Consider the following 17,374-nt stretch of genomic DNA (forward strand, 5'->3'; position numbering starts at 1 on the left):
TCAGCTGCCGTCGCCGGCCACCACCGGGGCGACGTAGGTCCCGGGGTGGGTGGCACCGCTCTGGTCCATGACGTCGGCGAAACCGTCCCACTTCAGCGTGGCGGAGTGGGTCTCACCGGGCGGGGTGACCAGGAGGCTCGCAGCGTGGAACGCCACGGAGCCACCGGAGTTGCCGGCGTCGAAAGGCAGATAGGTGATCTCGAAGGAGGCGTCGGCGCCCGGCTTGACCGTCACCTTGCCGGCGGTCTTGGCCTGCCGGCTCAGCGACCAGTGCGAGCCGCTCGTGCTGACGATGTCGACCCCCGGAAAGCCCTGGAGGGCGCAGGTGCCGCTGCCCTTGTTGGTCAGCACCACGTCGATCCCTCCCTGGCTGTCCACCGACTGGGCGCCGCTGCCGGGGCCGAAGGAGAAGCCGAGGTTCGAGGTCTGGCAGCGCGTGCTGCTCGCGGGGGCGTCCCCGGTGCCGTTCCCCGCGCCTCCGGTGCCACCGTCGGCGGCCTTCGTCGGCGGAGCGGGGGTGGACGTGGTCCCGTCGGCAGCGCCGGTGGGCGTGGTCGCCCCTGCGTCCGCACTGGCCACCGCCGAGGTCGGCGCCGTGCTGGAGCCGGCCGCGTCGTTCCCTGAATCGCTCCCGCAGGCGGTGAGCGCCGCGCCCGCTGCCAGCGCCATGCCGACGGTCGCCGCTATCCGCAGGTGACGTACCTGAATTATCATCAGAAATCTCCTAAAAAGGCCGAATGTGGCGCTCTCGCTACTTTGATCCGGCGTCACATGATCTTCTCACGTGCCCCGCAGGTGTCCTGCTGCTCCCGTGGCACGCCTGTGGCACACCTGTTGCACGCCTGTGACAGTGCCGCCGGCCCGGCACGCGGGGCGGGAATTGAATTCCGGCGTGCGCCGGTTGTACGCCCCGCTCTTCTTTTCTCACCGCACTCTTCCGCGGACATTCACGGTCGGACAAAGAGCAGGTCAAGTGCCGTTTCAGGCAGGGACGCGAAAGCAAACGGAGAATTGCGCTCAGCGCCTTGTTTCTTTCGCCCGTGCGGGTGACGGCTGGCGCTTTCCTCCCTACCGTAATCGGCGGTGCGGGCACTCCTTGGTGCCCGCTGCCTTCCAGACGAAGGTGGGGACACACATGCTCCGACTTTTACGATCCCTTTCCTCCTCCGCCAGACCATCGCGGCCGCTCGCCGGAAGAGCGGCCGTCGCCGTGTCCGCGGCGCTGTTCGCGATAGCCGCCGGCTCCGTGCAGCCCGTCATGGCCCATGACGGTTCCGGCGGTACGCCGCCGCCGGCCAGTGGCGGCTCCACGCTGCTGAAGACCGCGCAGAACGTCACCAGCCCCGGCCAACTCCCCGTCCAGCACGGGGACACCGTCAACTGGACCGTCGGCTACCACAACACGGCCACCGGCGACCCGGCCGCCGCGACCATCACCGACCCGATCACCGGCGCGGGCACCGCGCAGACCTACGTGCCGGGTTCGCTGCACGTGCCGCCCGGCTGGACGCCCTCGTGGTCCACCGACGGCAGCACCTTCACCGGCACCGACCAGGGCGCCGCGACAACCGCCGTCCGGGGCACCGGCCCGGTGACGTCCGGCGCCGGGACCGGCGTGAGCAGCGACCTGCTGCCGCCGGTGCAGGCCGCCACCCGCACCACCGGCGGCGACGGCTTCACCCCGATCCTCTTCCACGATCCGTCCGGGGACGTCGAGGCGTGGAACATCTACCACCACACCGGCCCCGCGAACCCGGTGGTGGTCTGCAACGACCTGTCCTCGGGCCAGCCGTGCACCGGCGGCCCCTGGCCGCGCCCGCTCAACACCGCCTCGGGACCGCTGGGTTCGGGCAACACCGGGAACATCTTCACGCCGCTGTCGCCGCAGTACGTCCTCGATCCCGGCCGGCCGGGCGTCGTCTACTACCCGGCGACGACCTCCACCGCGGTCGGCGTGGGCTGTCTGGACATGGGCGCCCGCGCCAACTGCGGCTTCGTGCCGCTGGAGACCAGCGGCGGCACCCCGTCGAGCGCCAACGGCCTGGCCGGGCTGGTCGCTTACGGCGGCAAGGCGTACGCCACCGCCAGCACCGGCCAGGTGCTGTGCTTCGACATCGCCGGCCAATCCCCGTGCGCGGGGCAGCCGTTCGCCGCGATCGTGCCGCCGAACCACGACGTGCCGGGCAACACGTACGCCCTCTACCAGGGCGGCATGACGGTCGCCGACGGCCGCGTCTACGCCTCGTCGTCCCCGAACGCCGCCTCGACGACGCCCGGGGTCACCGCACTCGGCTGCTTCGACCCGGCCACCGGCGCGGTGTGCGCCGGCTGGACGACGCCGCACCCGGCCGGCCCGAGCACGAGCGCGTACACCTACAGCGCGTACACCTCGTATGACACCGCGGGCCATCCGAACGGCGTGTGCACCACCAACGCCACCGCCGGGGCACCCTCCACCAGTTGCTACGCGCTGGACGGCGGCCCACTGGCCGCGCCCGCCACCGGACTTGACGCGCTGCCGGCCGGCACCCTGACCTTCGCCCCCGAGGTCGTCACCTCCGGCGGCGACACCCGCAGCTACTTCGGCGTGTGGGGCGGACCGCTGCCCGGCGACACCGTCTGCTACAGCTGGACGCACGCCCAGCCCTGCGCCGGTTTCCCCGCGGTGGCCGGCCACCCCGCCGTCAACGGCGGTGTCACCCGCGACTACGGCTACGCGTACGACTCGACGACCCGCTGCCTGATCGGGCTCGGCGACGCCGGCGTGCTGTTCTCCATGGACCCGGCGACCGGCGGTTCACCGTGCCTGCACAGCGGCACGTCCGTCACCCTCACGCCCGCGGACTTCTACTGCGACGGCGGCAGCGGGCACGTCGCCGCCTACACCGAGGCCCGGCTGACCGGCCTCAACCTCGCGCACACCGATCCGGCCGGCACCACCGTCTCGGTGACCGACCCCGGCGGCACGGTGCTCGCCACCCCGCAGCTGTCCCCGGACGGCACCGTCGACCTGTCCGGCATCTCGGCCGCCGACCATCCGTCGATCACCGTGACCGTGCAGCTCAGCCTGACCGACACCAGCGACTTCACCGCCACCAACCACCCGGCCCTGACCGCGTCCTTCCAGGGCGACGACCCGCAGATCTGCCTGCGTACCGTCGTCTCCGCGGACTGCGCGACCACCCACGTCGACGACACCGCGACCGGCACCGACGGCACCGGCGCGCTGACCTCCAACCCCGTCTCGGTCGCCGTCGCACCCGGGGCGCAGTGCCACCCGCACGTCACCGTCAACAAGGAGATCTGCACGGTCTCCTCGTCCCACGCCTGCGGTCCCGGCGGTGCGGGCCCATGGGCCAAGTCCAGTCCCGTCGGCCTGCTGCAACTGCTCGGCACGGCCTACTGGCGGATCACCCTCACCAACACCGGGCCGGTGGACGCGTCCGGCGTCACCGTGAACGACGCGGTCACACCCGCCTGTTCGCATGCGGCCGGCACCTTCACGCTGGCGGCCGGCGCGACCAGGCAGGTCTACTGCAACTCCTTCCTGCTGGCCCTGCCGGTGAAGAACACCGCCAGCGCCACCTACTACCCGGCGGGCGCCCCGCACGGGACCCCGTCCGCCACCTCGCCGCCGTCCAGCGCGGTGGCCTGCTCCCTGCTGTGCATCCTGGCCGCCCCCGACCCGTCCTGACCGCGCTCTGACCAACTGACCGGGGGAACGAACCCGTGCCGCCGCTCCCCTGCGGCGGCGGCACGGGCGATCAGGGCTGGATGTCCGCGGACTCCATGCTCGCGACCGCGCGCGCGACGGTGTCCTCGTACAGGCCCAGCTTCGGCTTGAGCACGTGGGCGCCGGCGCCGAGCGGGAACTGGACCGTCTCCCGGCTCGACATGTGGTCGCCGTCGGCCAGCACGTTCATCTCGTTGACCCCGAACGCGGTGCCCTTGGTCGCGCCGCTGGGGTCGAGGTCGACGACGGCGTACGCGGTACGGCCGGCGTACACCGGACTCGCGGGCGGCCCGCCGAGACCGTCGGGAACCAGCGGCGTGATCGTCACCCCGCCGGTCGCCGAATCGGCGTTCCACAGGACGACGTGCGGGTAGTAGCTCAGGCCGCAGGAACGCGCGCCGTTGTTGCGGACCTCGATCACCCGCTGGGTGGGCGCCGAGGCGCGGCGGACCAGGTGCACGGAGATCTGCTTGCTGGAGCAGGGGTGCTTCCAGGCGTAGCTGTCGCTGGTGGCGTAGCGGCTGCGGGGGGCGGGGGCGGGCTTGGCGGGGCTGGGCTTGGCGGGGGCGGGCTTGGCGCTGCTGGGACCGGCTTTGCCGCTGCTGGAGGTGCTCGAAGTGCTGGAGACCTGCGAGGCGGTGCCGTCAGGTGGTGAGGCGGTCGTCGACGGCGGCGGGGCCGGCGCCGTGGTGTCCGCCGGGGAGGAGGCCGCACCGGCCTGCCGCGAGGGCGTCGAACTGCTCGCCGAGGCAGCCGAATCGGGCTGGCAGGCGGTGAGGGCGGCGGCACTGACCAGCAGGACCGCGGCGGAGGACAGAGCGGATTTCACATACATGGCGTTGGGCCCTCGCTGTCATCGGTTGGGATGCCGCAACCCTGCGCCGTGCTCCGCCCGCAATGCCACAGTTCCGCCACAGGTGGGGACGCTGGAATGATTCCGGCGACCCTGAACTGCGACGATGTCCTGGTCTGGAACACCGGGCCGGAACGGGGGCGAGGGTGGAATGGGCACCCACATCGAGGAGTTCGCGGAGCAGCTGCGGGAACTCAAGGAGCGCTCGGGCCGCAGCTACGGCATGCTCGCCACCTCGCTGCACGTCAGCACGTCCACGCTGCACCGCTACTGCAACGGCGCCGCCGTCCCCTTCGAGTACGCCCCGGCGGAGCGGTTCGCGCGGCAATGCGGGGCGAGCGCGGAGGAGTTGGTCGCGCTGCATCAGCGCTGGCTGCTGGCGGATGCCGCCAAGCGCCGGGAGTCTCACCGTCCGTCGGACGCCGCGACGGAGGGGGAGTCGGCCGGGCTCCCGGCGGTGCGTGTGCCGCCCGAGGACAGACCGTCCATGGACGGGCCGTCCGAAGCCGGGCCGTCCGGAGACGGGCCGTCCGGAGACGGGCCGTCCGGAGACGTGCGGTCCGAAGCCGGGCCGTCCGGAGACGGGTCACCCGAAGAGCACGCCCTCGTAGGCCACGCTCCCGTGGCGGCGCTGCACGCAGAGGTGGCGCCGCCCCCCGGACCCCCTTCCCCCGGCGTACCCGCCCTCCCCGACGTCGCGCACACGCCCGCGTCCGGCGGCAAGTGGCGCGGGCGCCGGGCGCGCCGTACCACCGTCGTCCTGGCGGCTGCCGCCGCGCTCGCCGCCGTACTCCCGCTGGTGTCGCACTCCGGCCATGGCGCCGACGACACCGGGACCTCGTCCCCGCTCCCGCACCCGACGGTGAGCGCGCTGGAGCGCCCGTCCCCCTCCGTGCCGGCGTCAGGCCGAACGCACGCTCCGGCCGGCGGGGCAGCTCCGGCCACGACCACGGCCACGCCGAGCACGTCGTCCGGGGCGACCGCCCCGAAATCCTCGCCCGCGCCGAACGCGTCGGACCGGCCCGTCACCGGCGGGAAGCCGCCCTTCCAGGTGACCGTGCTGGCGAACAACTGGGACACCCAGTGCGGCCAGTGGTTCCTGCTCAAACAGCCACCGGCGGAGGTCCCACCACCGCCGTCGCTGCAGGACGGGAACGCCTGGGCGGCCACGCTCGGCGGCATACCGGCCGGGCACCTGCGACTGCAACTGACCGCGCAGGGCCTGCCCGGCGAGCCGGTGGTGCTCCACGCGATGTACGTGAAGGTGCTCAGCAGCGTCGCGGCGCCGAAAGGCAACGTCTACACGCCCGAGGACGGCTGCGGCGGCGGGCTCGACCCCGCGTCGTTCGCCGTCGACCTCGACACGACCGCGCCGCGGGCCCGTGCCGTACGCGGCTCGGTGGACAACGGCGAGAAGGCCGCCACCGTCGACTTCCCGTTCCGGATCTCCGCGAGCGACCCGCAGGTCCTCGACGTGGACGGCCACACCCTGGACCACGACGTCCGCTGGTACCTCGACCTCGTCTGGACCTGCGGCGCCCGTCAGGGCACCCTCCGCGTCGACGACCACGGCACCCCCTTCCGCACGATCGGCATGAAGAACGACCCGGCCTACGGCTGGTCCTCCACCCGCTGGTCCCCCACCCCACCCGACCCGCAGTAACCGACCGAGCACCGCACGGGCGCACGACGTCACGCCCGTCACGCCAGTCGGCGACCGCGGACGAAGGGCACCAAGCCCACAGCACAGCATTCGGGACGACGTCCAGCCCGGCCCGTCTCACCGGCCGGTGCACCTTGCGGACCCGCTCCTGATCCTTTCCGCGCCAGTGCCTCACCGGGCGCGACGGCGATGGGCCCCACCGTCCGTGGTGAGGCCCATCGACGTTCGAAGGTTTCAGTGGCCAGCCCCTATGGAGCCCGAGGTCAGTTGACGATCTCGACGCTGACGGAGGCGGTTTCTGAGACGTGGTCGGGGTCTCCCGCATAGCTGACGGAATACTCGTACCAGCCGGTCAGGGCCGGGCGATCGGTGAATGTGAAGCTGCCGTCGCGCTTCACTTGCGAGGTGGCAATCTGCTCACCGGAGCGCGAGACCGTGACCTGTCCGTGAGACCGGTAAGGCAGCAGGGAACTGATGGTTCCGTGCACGGTCAGGCGCTTTCCGACCTGGCTCGATGTCGGTGCTTGGAAGGTGATGTCGCTGGACGCCTTGTGGACATCAGTGATGATGTCGAGGATCACCTCACCCGAGTACGGGAAGCGCGTGGCGAAGAGGCGGTTGCTGTCCGGGGCCCAGGCCAGCCCTCGTGGCAGCAGGTCCATATTCGGCCAGGACATAGCGATCTTACGTATCGCGGTGGTCGAGCCGGGCTTGTAGAGGTAGACGTCCCAGTCCCCGCCGGCCACAATGCCCGCGGCAACCGTACCGTCGGGGGCGACGGCGACGGAGTTGGGGTAGGGACCGGTGTCGTAGGTGGCGATCTCGGTCAGATCCGACATGCTCCACAGCTGATGGGCGTAGTTGGATCCCCGCGCCGTCACCACGCTCTGTCCGTCCGGGGTGACGGCCAGATCCTCGACGCTTCCGACCTCGTCGGTGTAGGCGACCTGCTGAGCGGTGCCCGATCCCACGTCGTACACCCGCATTCCCAGCGATCCTTGGCTCTCCGCGGCCACGAGGCGGTCGGGGGATGCGGGCGAGGAGGCGAGTTGCGGCTTGCCGTAGTACAGCGGGTCCCGGTCCAAGTCGACCACCGGGTTGGCCTCCTCGACGCTGACCGAGCCGATGCCGGCGTCGAAGACGGTGGCCTGGTAGGAGAACCAGAGCTTGCCACCCGCGACTGCCAGATTTTCTGGCTCGGTATCCTCCCCCGTGGCGAAGCGGCGGGTCTCCGTCAGAGTGGTGGTGTCGATGGCGGCGATCGCGTCGGCTTCGGGCAGCGCCACGTAAAGGGTGGCGTCGTCCCAGGACAGGGTCATGCCGCGAGCACCCTCGAGTCCTTCGATCTTCTTGAGCACATGGCCGTCGTGGTCAGTGGCAAGCACGGCGTCGTCTCCCGGTGCGCTGACGTACACATGCTGGCTGTCGGCAAGCGTCTGCCAGTGCGAGTTCACCGGGAGGACGATGCCGCTGCTGACGCCCTGCGCCTGCGCAGGGATCGGGCCGGCGAGCAGGGTCATTGAAGCGGCGATCGTGGCGAGCGCCACCCCTCCCGCAAATCTTCGTATGCGCAATGTAATAAACCCCCTTGGTGAGCGGGCGACCACACGCTGCGATCGCCGAGCCAACCGTACGGGCAGGCACTGACATCGACGCGGCAGTATTCTCGGCCGCTCTGCACGGGCCGAACCCACGACCTGACCGCGGCCCGCACCTCCGACCGCAACGCGGTCGAGCCGTATATGTCCAATTCGCGCCTTCAGTTCCTCAGCAGTGGCAGACTGCTGCCTCGCGGCCAAAGGAGGCAGGATGGGCTTCGGCTTTCGTGTGGGTGTGCCCGGGATGAGTGTGCGTGTCTCGACTCGTGGCGTCCGGACGTCCGTCGGCCCGCGAGCGGCAAGGATCAGCGTGGGAAGCGGGCGGACGGACTTGACGGGCTCGCGCGAGCCTACGGGGTCGATGTCGACTGACCCGGTCCAATAGCGCGATTCCGGTCGAGGTGGCTGAGTCGCGCTCTGTACGGAGCCCGTCAGTCCTGATGCCATGGCACGAGTGTGGGGGGGAGACCGTCGGCGTAGGGGGCTGCTGTGGGCACGTCCACTCGATGGCTGGGTCCGAGCGGAAGAAAGTGGACCGCGGCGAGGAGGCAGTTGGCGCGCTGGGAAGGTGATCCAGCCGATGACCGATGGTTGGAGAAGGCTGCCGCAAGCCATCTACGCGCCCTCCAGGAGGCGGTCCAGGCGGATCGCTCGGCCTTCGGCCTCTATGAGGCGTCCTGTGCGGCCGGAGAGCGGCTGGCCGGCATCCTCGATGCTCTGGCCACGGAGGGAACCGCTTCGCGGGATGCCCTTACTATCCGCCTCGTCACGGAAGTCGGTGGGAACGGCGGAACGCTTGCTGACGCCGCGGTGCGCCGCGCTGCTGCCGCCACCGTCGATGATGTGCTCCGCAGAAAGCCGGAGTTGGACGGCGCCATGCTGGGCCAAGGCTCAGGCGGCGGACTCACCTGGGACATACTCTGCGACCTCTACCAGGTGTTCTTCGCCGACATCGTGGGCGAGTTCCTCAAAGCCACCGTTGCGGAGCATGTGAAGCTGGCCGCCCCTGTGCTACTCGCGGTCGATCCGGAAGATCGGGTGGCTGACTGGGTGGCTGAGAAGCTCGTCGACCTGGTGCCAAATCCCTGTGAGGAATCGGCCGAGGCGACCGAACTTGCCGAAGCGGCGGCTACTGCGCAGTCGGTCGCGGACGCAGTGGAGGACCCGGTCGGCGCGCTCTCGGATATGGCCCGCTCACTGGTGCCGCGAGCGGTCGGCAGCGTGCTCGGGTTGATTTCCGGCATGGCGGCCGACGAGGAGGACGCAGCATGACGGAACTTCCGCATTCCCTTTGGTGGCGCGAGAGCCATGATGAGCGGCCGCAAGGCTCCCGCTGGAAGGAAATCGGCGGGCACTCGTTTCTGGAGCGTGAACAACGCATCATCGGGCCGGACCGGCTGCCAGGACCTGTGCCCGAGTGGGCTGATGAGCTCTTCCGCGTCGCGAGAGCCGTGTTCATCGCCGACAAGTACGTTCGCCGCACCCGTACCCAGGACCGTTGGAGTCGCCGAATTCGCCTCTCCGTTCCGGTGTCGCAGCCTGGGCGCTGGCACAGTACGGCCGCGCAGTCCCACCTGACCGCGCTCCTACGACTTCTCACCGGGGACGAATGGCACATCGAGTTCCGACGCCTCGGCCACCGATACATTCAGGATCCCTTGCCTGACGTCCCCTTACCTCGGGCATCCGAAGTGGCCTTGTTCTCCGGCGGGCTGGATTCCATGAGCTGGGCAGCTACTCGCGCCCGTGCGGCCGATGCTGGGCCCCTGCTTCTCGTGATGTTCAGGGAGATCGGCCTGCTCAGACTGCAACGGCGCGTCTACGCAGCCGTCCGGCAGTTGGAGAGGACCCGCGACATACTGCTCATGCCCTTGAGCCAGACTCCGCAAGGAGACGGCTCCGAGTCACGACTCGAAACCTCCTCTCGTACCCGCGGTCTACTGTACGCGGCAGGGGCGATCCGCGCCGCCACCGGTCACGGGGTGACGACCGTCCACATACCGGAGAACGGCCAACTCGCCCTCAACCCCGCTCTGACACCTGCACGTTCAGGTGCGTTGTCCACGCGCTCGGTACACCCGTGGACGCTGCACCACTTGAACGCTCTCGTACACGCCCTTTCCGGAGCAGGTAACGCGGTACAAGTCGTCAACCCTCTGGCCCTGCTGACGAAAGGGGAAGTGTGCCGCGCGGCTACGGCGACCTCTCTCCCTGCCTCCGCGCTGGAGGACACCCTCAGTTGCGGGAAACCGCCGGCCCGTCGCAGCAGAGGTCCTCGCAATGCCAACTGTGGCGTCTGCTTTCCCTGCCTGGTGCGCCGCTCCGGCCTGCTCCACGCGAACGGCGACGACAGAACCGACTACGAGACAGAACCGTGGTCCTCTGGCCTGTCGCCCAAGCGAACTGACGACTGGCGAGCACTCCAACGATGGCTGGTCACACCGTTCTCCCCGATCGATCTGCTGACCGACCGACCGCTCCCCCCGGAGACAGACTTGGCCATGGCGTACGAAGTCGTCCGTCGCGGACGGGGAGAACTGATGCGACTGCTGCCCACGGCCGAAGACTCGAACGCGGCATAACGACACATTCTCGATGGCCGGCATCGGCCACCCAGTCGCCCAAGTCCTCGAGCGGGACGGGCGCAACGAAGATGTCGACCCGGCGTCCACACTCGTTCGAGACGGACCCCGAGTCCGATCACGTAGGCGCCCTCTCAGAGAAGTAAACGGCCTCACGAACGACCTCGATCGGCCAAGAATGAGTTGAGGGAACCGACGAGCGCCTCGATCGACCTGTCGTCAGGGCTACTCATTCCGACGCATGGTCAGCAGGAGGATGTCAGGACTCGTCGTCGAGGATCTTCGCCGCGATTGGGCGCAACAGTGGAACCGCCTCCGGGGCGATGCGGAACCCGCTGGCTGATACGGCGTCGAACTCAGGATCGTAGACGGCGAGGAACAGCCGATCCGTGTCACCGACGGTCATACCCTGCTCTTCGAGCCGCCGGGCTGCCGTCTTCACGGGGCGGGTGAATCCACGAAGCATCCTGGTCTCGTCGTAGCCACCGATCTGGTAAACGGTGGCCCTGCTGACGAACCCGTCGTTCTGCGCCGCCTCAAGCAGAGCATGAGCCTGCACCTGCGCTTGCCCGAGCAGAAGGTCCACCAGCGCCTCTAGGGCCTCGGAGGTCCATTCGGTACCGGCATCGGAGGTGGTGGTCTGCAACTGCTCCAAGTCGCGTACCGAAGCGCTCTCCACCTTGAGGTCCAGCACGGATTGTGCCCGCTCCAGCAGACCGCTCGGCTGCACCATGAACAGTCGGTGTCCCGTCCGTTCGAGCATTTCCCGTACGAGTTCGGCGCGAGGACGGGCGGGCACATCTCCGTCCCTGAGCCTCCACCAGTCCTCCTTGCTGTCCCCTGTGACGAGCAGCACTTCACAGGAGCGCAGAGCACCCTCCACAAGGATCTGCTCCCAGACGAGGTAGTCACCTGTCGCCAGATCCTCTGGTTTGTTCTTGAAGTCCTCGTAGCCCGGGGGCTCTTCGGCCTCGCCTCGTCGTTTCGCCTCCCGAACCGCAGCCTCGTGCTGCTCCTGCGTCAGCGGGGGCCCGACGCGGCCTGCGAAGATGCGCTCCAGACGGGCAAGAACGGGATCGGCGTTGGTGTCGCTGGCGCCGGCCAACGCATCGCCGTCTGCCTGCCCCGCAATGAGGGACTGAATGCTCTGCAGAACCCCATCGAGCCTGCCACGGTGCTCAGCGATCGTTGCGCTTATTTCGGCTTCGTCGCCGACATGGACCTGCTTGAGCCATCGATCGAGCGCGTCGTTGGCAGACCGGCCCGCCTTCGACAACGCGGCGTGCACCTCACGCGCCCGTGCTCGATGATGTCCGAGCACGGACGGATTCTCACGATTGCGCCAGAACTCGACGAGAACCTGGTGTGGCACCCATAACCGCTCGCCGAGCCGCTCAAGAACGGTGAGCAGATCATCACGCGTTCGGTGGTTCGACCGGTACAGCGTCAGGAGGACGTTGGTGTCGACGACGACCAAGCCCTCGTCGAACAGCCGACGGTAGTCCTCTGCGGAAGGGGTGCGATACTCCACGAACCCGTCGAAGATGCCGCGGCTCGCTTCCAGCGCGGCTTCACCGCCGGGGCCAGTCCCGTTGCCTGCCATCTCAGACGTCCCTCCCGCCAAGTCGGTACCGCTCGCAATCTTCCCTCCAAGCCATGCGGCGGGCACCGGTTTCCTCAAAGATCGGGCGACGGCACGCGCTCCTTTCCGCCATGCCATCGGCGGGTGGCCACGGCAACCGTCGCCGGGGCCACCCGCCGGGCGGTCAGATCAGCGCGCGGGCCCGGTGTTCCCAGTCCGCGACCCGGGTCATCACACCACTGACCTGCTTGACCGCGGCCGAGATGTCTCGACCGGGCGCCCTCAGCTCCCGGCTCATCTTCACCAGCCACCGCATGCCGGCCTCGACCTCACTGAGCATGCCGATCACCTCATGGGTGGACTCGGCGACGCTGACCATCTGCTCCAGGAAGCCGGTCGGCGATCCTTCGCGGTGCTCCGGTGGCATCGCCTCGATGACGTCGAACGTCGTCTGGACTGCCGCATCCATCTCCACCATCTGCCCGGCGAAGCGGGTGCACGCTTCCCGGAGACCGGAGGCCGGCTCGGCCATCGCCTTCGCCAGCTCGTTCATCGCCGGCAGCCATGCGCTCATCGGCGACCCAGGTTGGGAGGCCCGCTCCAGCACGGGACCGATCTGCAGGGCGACTTCGGAGATCACCGTCATAAACCCGGCGATCGCCTCAGTGGTCTCGCCCATCGCCTCCGTCTGTTCCTCCACCCGGGCGAACCGGTCGATCAGCCCGGGGGTCTCCGGGTCTTCCGGCTCCGGCTCGACCACGGCCGGCAAGGGCGTCGCGGCAGGCAGCCCGAACAGGATCCGGGCCGGGGTCAGCGGCTCGAAGCCGTTGTGCAGGACACCCTCCAGTGCGGTCTCCAGATCCCGCCGCGCCGCGACCAGCCCGCTCCGGCTGCGCTTGAACATGATCGTCCGGATCTGCGAGAGGTCAAACGGCAACTGCCCGTGCTCACCGATGTGGATCACGGGCTTGCCGGTCAGATGCCGGATCCCGAGCTCGTATGTGACATTGCCGTTGCCCCCGGTGAGGTCGGCGATCACGACGTCATCCTGCAGCACGTGGCGGCAGATCTGCTCGGTGATCTCGCCCGAGTCGGCGATCCCGTCAGCCCGGATCGGGACGATTCGGTGCCTGGTGCAGGCAGGAAGGATCACCTTCTCGTAGATCTCCAGGTTCTCCTCGAACGCCTGGAGTTCCGGGCTCCCGTCCGGGGCGTGCTCGTTGCCGATGGGCGCGATGACGAAGCAGGTCGTCATCGGTACCTCCTCGGGAGCCGGATCGGTAACGGCCATGATGCTCATGCGTAGTCCTCCGTTTCGAATTCCGTCGCACGATCGCGCTGCTCCGCGAATTCGGCGCCGGCTCGCAGCTCAGGCGGGTAGACGGGGCGCTCGTCGATGCCGAGCGCCCGAAGCAGGTCGGCGGTGGGGATCCGGTACTGCCATCCGAGGCGCAGGACCGGGCAGGGGAAATCGTTCTCGTGGATGAGCTTGTATGCGGTGGCGGGGCAGAGCCCGAGCGCACGGGCGGCAGTGCGCAGATCGACGGCCAGCGGCAGGTCGAATGCTTCACCGAACGAGAGCCAGGTGCCGGAGCGAGGGGTCATCGCCGCCCTCCGACCGGACGCAGCGACAGGGTGCCGATCGGGCTGCCCTCGCTCGGGCGCCGTGCCCGGTGCACGATCTCTCCGAGGCCCAAGTGGCCTGCCAGTTCGCCCAGTCGGAAGCTCTCCAGGCGCTCTGGTGTGACGCTGAACCGCACCGTCGCGGACAAGCCGTCAGGCCTGGCAGGCGGCGACACGCACAGCTCCCAACCGTCCTGCCAGTCGCTGACGGGAGACTCCGCCGGCGCCTCCACGGCGAGGTGGGCGGCTGCCAGCGCCGCCACATCCGCGACCGGCCGTTCCCTGCGGGCCTGGGCGAACGTCCACACCTGGTTGATGGCGGGCCGAAGCAGTGCGCGGCCGGCCTCCTGGGCCTGCGGAGGCACGTCTGCGAGTGCTGTCAACAGGGCGAGAAGCGACTCGGATTCGAGCTCCCGTCGGTCGATCGGCCACCGGACCGCTATGCGGTAGAGAGTGCGCCGCATCGCGGGCAGCGCCAGCCAGAGCAGCAGTAGCCGGTCGTGTCCGGCCGCGCCCGTGTCACACTGCGCCGCAGCAACGGCCTCGCACCAGATCTCCTGGCGGATCCGCAGATCCGCCGACCTGCCGTACAGCACCCGCCGGGCCGCCAGGGCGGACACTCGGGCCGGGCCATCGGCCGTGGTGACCGCGAAAGGCAGTTCGGCGGCCCGGAAGCGGTGCTCCAGCAGGTCGAAGACCCGGTTGTAGTGGATCAGCCCCATGCTGACCCCCCCGAGTCGTCGGTGTCGTCACGCAGGTCGTCCACGATGCGCGAGCAGGCCCGGATAATCCGGTGCAACTCCTCGCGCAGCGTTTCGTACGGGACCGGTGAGAAGCCGGCCGCGCGCCGCCGGGTGCTCGCGGAGGACTGGTGGCCGCACGCGGCACCGTAGAAATACACGTCGCCGGTCCGGCCTTGGACGGACAGGCCCCGGATATCCTGCTGGCGGTTGCCGCCCGGGATGTCTTCATACGGGATCCGGCTTCCGAGGGGCGCGTCGCCGCTCATCGGCCTGCCTCGCCGTGTATCGCCCTGTAGACCACGGATCCGTGAATCACACCCTGTATCGCGGTGCCATGGACGCCGTGCTGCACAAAGCTCGACTGCTCCCGCTCCGCCGCTCGCGCCGGGGACCGGGGACCGTCCTCCGACGCACCGGGCGAGGGCTCCGCCGCGTCTTGCGGGTGCGCACCGGGCAACCGGAGCCAGCCATACCCGGCGAACCCCTTCTGCCGCACGTGGATGCGGCGGTACTGCTCCGGGTCAAGTCCGTGGAACCGCGAGCGCACCACGTCCTGGTAGAGGCGATCGGAGACCACGACGGCCAGGCTCGCCGACCCGGTGGCCGCCAGAGCCTGCTTCACCTCAGGTGCGTCCAGGTAACGGGCCACCGCGATCGGGGCGGGGCCGGAGAAGCCCAGAGCGGCCGTAACGGCCACGCCGACGTCGATGGCCAGCCGAAGCCGCATCCGGCCGACCGGCCGGCGGGTGGCGTTGTAGCCGCCGAGTTCGGCCGCCAGGTGCGTGACGTACTCGCCCAACACCAGCTGCTCAGGAGTGCCGGCCGGGAGGACCGCGAACTCCAGGTCGCCCTGCGGTTGGGTGGACCACTCACTGTGGTCCAGCCCACTTCGTTCGGCTGCCGCCCGCAGAACCCGATCGAGTTGGGCCTGTACGGCCTCCTGATGCGGGGTGTCGAAACGGCTGTACTGCTCAATGTCCGCCGCCAGGCAGAGGCGGCGGGTGATTTCCGGTCGGGGCTTGCCCGGGGGACTGCCGGCCGAATGCGATGCCATGAGAACCATCACCTGCTCAATGGAGGTTGGGCAATTGGCTGAGCTGGACGCCAACTGTGCTGCCGGTGAGCCCAAATCTCGGAGCAGGCCGCAAAAATGCGGATTCCTCGGTCCTGTCAGCGGCCGATCGCCGGCAGGAGTCCGATCGCCCGGAGGCGGTCCAACTTGAACACCTCCATCCGGCGGTTGGCGGTCGCGACGATCCCTTCGGCACGGAAAGTCGCCAGAGTCTTCTGAACCGTGCCCTGCCTCGCTCCGATGAGCCCAGCGAGTTCGATGTGCGTGAGGTTCACGCAGATAAGGGTGTACGAGCGGGCGGGACGGCCGTAGGTGCGGACGAGACGGCCGTGGTTCTCGGCCAGTTCGACGAGCGCCCGGGCCAGCCGCACTCGGGCGGGGAACGCGCTGAAGGCGATGCGCCAGGAATTCGCCGTGCGCTCGCGGCGATTGCTGAGCCGCGCAATCTGAATAGCGGCCTCCGGCCACTTGTCGAGGAAGCTGCGCATCGCTCGGCCTTGGACGACGTGTGCGTCGATGTCTTCGCACGCCGTCACCGTGGCAGACCTGGGCGCGCCCTCGATCACGGCCATCTCCCCGACCACGTCTCCGCCGACCCGGATGCCGATCAGGGCGTCGTGCCCGTTGCCGAGCCTGCCGGTGACTTTCACGCAGCCGGTCCTCAGAAGCACCAGGTAGTCGCCCGGTGCCCCTTCCACCAGGATCTTCTCCCCCGGCGGATACTTCTGCGGCGAACCGATACTCAGCAGTTCCTCCCGGACCGGCCCCGACAGGCTGCTGAGGAATCGGGCCGGCCGCGGCCCACCGATGTGATCCGTGCCGCGCCCTGCCGACCCCTGCATCGCGCGCTCCATACCCACCTCGCAGTCGAAACCTGAGTGCTTACCCGGCCAGGGAACTAGCCCCGGATTCGAGCAGAAAGGGCGTGCGAGAAGCATCTGGTGTGGCGTGCGCGCGCAGGGCGCGCGCCAGCGCAGGTGGAGCGCCCGAGCCGTCGCCCGGCGGCGGGATTGCCCATGGTCCGTGCTCTTCACCCGCCGCCTGGCAATTCAGCCCGTGCAAGTTCGATCTGCCAGTGCCTCACCGGGCAGGACAACGTCCGCCCCTGGTGCGGAGGTTGGCGGATGGCGCATGGTGGCCCGCATGGACTGGTTGCCACTGCTCTCCACGCTGGCCGGTGCTGCGATCGGCATCGTCGCCACGCTCATCGCGGATCGCAATCGCTGGAAGCGCGAGGATGACAAGGACGCTCTTCGGCTGCGGCTGGACGTCTACACGCAGTACACGAGCGCCGTGAAGGTGCTCGGTGAGACGCTGCGGGCGCTGGCCGAGCGGGAGCATGCCTCCGACCGTGAGCGGGCGTTCGCGTTGCGCGAGGCGTTTCGGGAGTCGGGCATCGCCCTGGCGTCCGAACGGATGTGGCTCATCGCTCCGGAACCCGTCGTCAAGGCGTCGAACGGCGTGTTCCACTGCCTGCGGCGCATCTGCGACGGCTACATCGACGGTGCTGCTGTCAGCGGCCCGGAGGATCAAGCCCGTTGGGAGGCACGCGGTCTGGCGGCTGCCAAGATGCGCAAGCTCATGCGCGAGGATCTGGGGGTCGGCCCCCTCACCGAGCGGCACACCCCCCTTCTCCACGACTACGACAGCCCTGCCGCGTAGCGGCAACCGCCCGCGACCGACCGACGCCAACGGCGGCCTGCGGGTGCAGCGCCTCCATGGAGCAGCCGACCACGAGCAGGACCACCGCCGTGGTTCCGGCCAGCAGCGATGCCCAGGACGGCGATCCCACCGCCCACGCCGACATCTGCCCCCGCGCCCCCGCCGGCTGCAACCCGTGACCTTCCGCTTGTTCCCCTGCCCCGGTGACCACCCCCGTGGATCACCGGAGTCGCTCCGATGTGAGGCGAAGCTAGCCTCAAGCG

Annotated in this window: 16 protein-coding genes; 6 read left to right on the top strand and 10 right to left on the bottom strand. The window is 69.3% G+C overall.

What is annotated here, in order from left to right:
- Nucleotides 1-714 (bottom strand): DUF4232 domain-containing protein, encoded by a 714-nt coding sequence (locus ACQPW6_RS17530; RefSeq protein WP_433890568.1) that lies wholly within the window; start codon nt 712-714, stop codon nt 1-3.
- A 496-nt stretch (nt 715-1,210) separates the two neighbouring features.
- Here ACQPW6_RS17530 and ACQPW6_RS17535 point away from each other — a divergent pair, with 496 nt between their 5' ends.
- Complete coding sequence (locus ACQPW6_RS17535) at nt 1,211-3,694, top strand: DUF7617 domain-containing protein (protein ID WP_433890569.1); 2,484 nt, start codon at nt 1,211-1,213, stop codon at nt 3,692-3,694.
- Nucleotides 3,695-3,764: 70 nt separating this feature from the next.
- Here ACQPW6_RS17535 and ACQPW6_RS17540 read toward each other — a convergent pair whose 3' ends face one another.
- Nucleotides 3,765-4,562 (bottom strand): DUF4232 domain-containing protein, encoded by a 798-nt coding sequence (locus ACQPW6_RS17540; protein WP_433890570.1) that lies wholly within the window; start codon nt 4,560-4,562, stop codon nt 3,765-3,767.
- A 175-nt stretch (nt 4,563-4,737) separates the two neighbouring features.
- On the opposite strand from ACQPW6_RS17540, the gene ACQPW6_RS17545 reads away from it, so the two are divergent.
- The gene (locus ACQPW6_RS17545) at nt 4,738-6,249 is read left to right on the top strand and encodes a helix-turn-helix domain-containing protein (protein ID WP_433890571.1); all 1,512 of its coding nucleotides are present in this window, start codon (nt 4,738-4,740) and stop codon (nt 6,247-6,249) included.
- 263 nt (nt 6,250-6,512) lie between these two features.
- Here the strand turns inward: ACQPW6_RS17545 and ACQPW6_RS17550 are convergent, their stop codons facing one another.
- Complete coding sequence (locus ACQPW6_RS17550; protein WP_433890572.1) at nt 6,513-7,796, bottom strand: hypothetical protein; 1,284 nt, start codon at nt 7,794-7,796, stop codon at nt 6,513-6,515.
- 603 nt (nt 7,797-8,399) lie between these two features.
- On the opposite strand from ACQPW6_RS17550, the gene ACQPW6_RS17555 reads away from it, so the two are divergent.
- Both ACQPW6_RS17555 and ACQPW6_RS17560 read left to right on the top strand, forming a co-directional pair.
- Complete coding sequence (locus ACQPW6_RS17555; protein ID WP_433890573.1) at nt 8,400-9,119, top strand: hypothetical protein; 720 nt, start codon at nt 8,400-8,402, stop codon at nt 9,117-9,119.
- Complete coding sequence (locus ACQPW6_RS17560; RefSeq protein ID WP_433890574.1) at nt 9,116-10,429, top strand: 7-cyano-7-deazaguanine synthase; 1,314 nt, start codon at nt 9,116-9,118, stop codon at nt 10,427-10,429. The genes ACQPW6_RS17555 and ACQPW6_RS17560 overlap by 4 nt, the downstream gene beginning before the upstream one ends.
- 259 nt (nt 10,430-10,688) lie before the next feature.
- On the opposite strand, the gene ACQPW6_RS17565 is transcribed toward ACQPW6_RS17560, so the two are convergent.
- From ACQPW6_RS17565 to ACQPW6_RS17595, 7 genes are all read right to left on the bottom strand, one after another.
- Complete coding sequence (locus ACQPW6_RS17565; RefSeq protein WP_433890575.1) at nt 10,689-12,032, bottom strand: PIN-like domain-containing protein; 1,344 nt, start codon at nt 12,030-12,032, stop codon at nt 10,689-10,691.
- 163 nt (nt 12,033-12,195) lie between these two features.
- The gene (locus ACQPW6_RS17570) at nt 12,196-13,311 is read right to left on the bottom strand and encodes a hypothetical protein (RefSeq protein WP_433890576.1); all 1,116 of its coding nucleotides are present in this window, start codon (nt 13,309-13,311) and stop codon (nt 12,196-12,198) included.
- Nucleotides 13,308-13,616 (bottom strand): helix-turn-helix domain-containing protein, encoded by a 309-nt coding sequence (locus tag ACQPW6_RS17575; RefSeq protein WP_433890577.1) that lies wholly within the window; start codon nt 13,614-13,616, stop codon nt 13,308-13,310. The genes ACQPW6_RS17570 and ACQPW6_RS17575 overlap by 4 nt, the downstream gene beginning before the upstream one ends.
- Nucleotides 13,613-14,356, bottom strand: coding sequence for a hypothetical protein (locus ACQPW6_RS17580; protein ID WP_433890578.1), 744 nt, complete (start codon nt 14,354-14,356; stop codon nt 13,613-13,615). The genes ACQPW6_RS17575 and ACQPW6_RS17580 overlap by 4 nt, the downstream gene beginning before the upstream one ends.
- On the bottom strand, nt 14,347-14,643 hold the full coding sequence (locus ACQPW6_RS17585) for a hypothetical protein (protein WP_433890579.1): 297 nt from the start codon (nt 14,641-14,643) through the stop codon (nt 14,347-14,349). The genes ACQPW6_RS17580 and ACQPW6_RS17585 overlap by 10 nt, the downstream gene beginning before the upstream one ends.
- Nucleotides 14,640-15,440: a hypothetical protein gene (locus ACQPW6_RS17590; RefSeq protein WP_433894571.1), complete on the bottom strand. Its 801-nt coding sequence runs from the start codon at nt 15,438-15,440 to the stop codon at nt 14,640-14,642. Before ACQPW6_RS17590 ends, ACQPW6_RS17585 begins: the two co-directional genes overlap by 4 nt.
- A 107-nt stretch (nt 15,441-15,547) precedes the next feature.
- Nucleotides 15,548-16,303: a Crp/Fnr family transcriptional regulator gene (locus tag ACQPW6_RS17595; RefSeq protein ID WP_433890580.1), complete on the bottom strand. Its 756-nt coding sequence runs from the start codon at nt 16,301-16,303 to the stop codon at nt 15,548-15,550.
- Nucleotides 16,304-16,592: 289 nt separating this feature from the next.
- Here ACQPW6_RS17595 and ACQPW6_RS17600 point away from each other — a divergent pair, with 289 nt between their 5' ends.
- Nucleotides 16,593-17,111: a hypothetical protein gene (locus ACQPW6_RS17600; protein WP_433890581.1), complete on the top strand. Its 519-nt coding sequence runs from the start codon at nt 16,593-16,595 to the stop codon at nt 17,109-17,111.
- A 56-nt stretch (nt 17,112-17,167) separates the two neighbouring features.
- Complete coding sequence (locus ACQPW6_RS17605) at nt 17,168-17,290, top strand: hypothetical protein (RefSeq protein WP_433890582.1); 123 nt, start codon at nt 17,168-17,170, stop codon at nt 17,288-17,290.
- Nucleotides 17,291-17,374 lie beyond the last annotated feature (84 nt).

It is taken from the genome of Streptomyces sp. CA-111067, assembly GCF_050956065.1.
In the GTDB taxonomy this organism is placed as follows: domain Bacteria; phylum Actinomycetota; class Actinomycetes; order Streptomycetales; family Streptomycetaceae; genus Actinacidiphila.

Coding starts and splice junctions, on each gene's coding strand:
- ACQPW6_RS17605 (WP_433890582.1), top strand. CDS start 17,168: ATGGAGCAGCCGACCACGAGCAGGACCACCGCCGTGGTTCCGGCCAGC.
- ACQPW6_RS17545 (WP_433890571.1), top strand. CDS start 4,738: ATGGGCACCCACATCGAGGAGTTCGCGGAGCAGCTGCGGGAACTCAAG.
- ACQPW6_RS17580 (WP_433890578.1), bottom strand. CDS start 14,356: ATGGGGCTGATCCACTACAACCGGGTCTTCGACCTGCTGGAGCACCGC.
- ACQPW6_RS17560 (WP_433890574.1), top strand. CDS start 9,116: ATGACGGAACTTCCGCATTCCCTTTGGTGGCGCGAGAGCCATGATGAG.
- ACQPW6_RS17530 (WP_433890568.1), bottom strand. CDS start 714: ATGATAATTCAGGTACGTCACCTGCGGATAGCGGCGACCGTCGGCATG.
- ACQPW6_RS17595 (WP_433890580.1), bottom strand. CDS start 16,303: ATGGAGCGCGCGATGCAGGGGTCGGCAGGGCGCGGCACGGATCACATC.
- ACQPW6_RS17565 (WP_433890575.1), bottom strand. CDS start 12,032: ATGGCAGGCAACGGGACTGGCCCCGGCGGTGAAGCCGCGCTGGAAGCG.
- ACQPW6_RS17585 (WP_433890579.1), bottom strand. CDS start 14,643: ATGAGCGGCGACGCGCCCCTCGGAAGCCGGATCCCGTATGAAGACATC.
- ACQPW6_RS17590 (WP_433894571.1), bottom strand. CDS start 15,440: ATGGTTCTCATGGCATCGCATTCGGCCGGCAGTCCCCCGGGCAAGCCC.
- ACQPW6_RS17570 (WP_433890576.1), bottom strand. CDS start 13,311: ATGAGCATCATGGCCGTTACCGATCCGGCTCCCGAGGAGGTACCGATG.
- ACQPW6_RS17600 (WP_433890581.1), top strand. CDS start 16,593: ATGGACTGGTTGCCACTGCTCTCCACGCTGGCCGGTGCTGCGATCGGC.
- ACQPW6_RS17575 (WP_433890577.1), bottom strand. CDS start 13,616: ATGACCCCTCGCTCCGGCACCTGGCTCTCGTTCGGTGAAGCATTCGAC.